This is a genomic window from Synechococcus sp. R55.7 (assembly GCF_047461955.1).
Taxonomy (GTDB): Bacteria; Cyanobacteriota; Cyanobacteriia; order Thermostichales; family Thermostichaceae; genus Thermostichus.
This window is the reverse complement of sequence record NZ_JANSIC010000083.1, coordinates 9186-10638: the sequence shown is the minus strand read 5'-3', so window position 1 is coordinate 10638 and position 1453 is coordinate 9186. Positions and strand designations below refer to the sequence as shown.

At 57.3% G+C, this 1453-nt stretch carries 2 protein-coding genes; one reads left to right on the top strand and one right to left on the bottom strand.

Annotation, left to right across the window (positions count from 1 at the left end; genetic code table 11):
* Nucleotides 1-480: 2Fe-2S iron-sulfur cluster-binding protein (locus tag NW820_RS06170; protein WP_414406989.1), on the bottom strand; the 480-nt coding region annotated here is incomplete at its 3' end.
* Between the two features lie 134 nt (nt 481-614).
* On the opposite strand from NW820_RS06170, the gene NW820_RS06165 reads away from it, so the two are divergent.
* Nucleotides 615-1439 (top strand): tetratricopeptide repeat protein, encoded by an 825-nt coding sequence (locus NW820_RS06165; protein WP_414406988.1) that lies wholly within the window; start codon nt 615-617, stop codon nt 1437-1439.
* Nucleotides 1440-1453 lie beyond the last annotated feature (14 nt).

The window sequence follows — 1453 nt, the reverse complement described above, 5'->3', positions numbered from 1 at the left end:
GAAGTAGCGACCCAAGGTGTAGACAACATCGTAGGGAAAGTTCTCCTCGTCGAAGTTGGCCGTCCCCCGCAGGGAAGCGCTGAGAATGGCGGCGGTGACTTGGCTGCCGACCGAATGGGCCTGCAATTGATGTTGAGCTACTTCCACATCTGCTTTATCGATCACCAGCCGTTGCAGGGTGACATCTCCAGTGATGCGGGTTTGACAGGCCAGACGAATATGTACAGGAAGGTCTAGCCGTTGAGCTAACTTCTTCTCGGCAGGGGTCATGCTGCGGCAGTTTTGGCTGCCTTCCAAAATCAGAATGCGACAGGTGGAGCAGGCGGCATTGCCCCCACAGGCATGGACATGGCGCACCCCCGCCTTGAGCAGATTTTCCAGAACCGTGAGCAGGGGATTGGCTTCCAAGGTGAGGTTGTCGGGGTAACAGGTGATCCGCATGGTTAAGAGGGAGTGAGGGGTGGCAAAAAGATTCAGCACTACCTAAATTCAGTACGGCATTGCCCTCCCCTTGGATGCTGTTTTCAAAAGTTTTGGGTATTGGGTAACCTCACCCCGCAGCCTGCCCCGGCGCCGATGATAGAGTACAGAGGAGTCTTCTGCGCGAGCCCTTTATGCCTCAGTCCAAACCCCAAGAATCCCCAGCCCGCAAGCTCCTCAACATTTTGCTGCTGGTGGTGGGCACGGTAACTTTCTTGGGCTTCTCCTTTGGCCCGCTATTCCAGGCCCTCGGGCCTTCCGAATCTCCAGAGGCCAGCCTGGTAACCGAGCAACTGCGGGCCCAGGCAGACGGCTATCGCGTCGTGCTGGAGCGGGAGCCGGATAACCCCATTGCTCTGCGGGGGTTGATCGACACCCAACTGCAGCTCAACGAGCCGCAAGGGGCAATCGAGCCGCTGAAGAAGCTGGTGGAACTGGAGCCCGAAAATCGGCAACTGAGAGCCTTTTTGGCCGAAATCCAGCAGGATACGGGGGATTTTGAAGGGGCATTAGAACAGCTCCAGATCCTTTACGAGGGGGATCCCAAAGATGGCCAGGTGCTGCAGCAGTTGGTGGATGTGCAGCTAACCCTGGGCCGCACCTCTGAGGCCATTGCCCTGCTGGAGAAGCATCTTGAAGAAGTGCCGGAAGATAATGATGTACGTTTGCGCTTGGCCTTTGTCTACGCCCGCAACAACCAGACTGAGAAAGCTGTAGTCCTCTACGACAAGTTGATTGCGGCGGATCCCAGTGATTTCACCCCCGTGTTGGGCAAAGCCATAGCCCTCAGCTCCGCCACCGATGAAAACCTACGGGCAAAAGCGCCTGAGCTGTTTGAGCAAGCAGCCCGGCTGGCCCCGCCCCAAGTTCGGGAGCAGATTCGGCAACAGGCAGAAGTTTATGCCCAGGTGAACCGGCCCCAGACGGTCGAGAGGCAAAACGATAACCCCACTCCCTGAGCGGGTTTTCAACC

Excerpts from the sequence above, each read along its gene's own strand:
- NW820_RS06165 (WP_414406988.1), top strand. The coding sequence starts at position 615 with ATGCCTCAGTCCAAACCCCAAGAATCCCCAGCCCGCAAGCTCCTCAAC.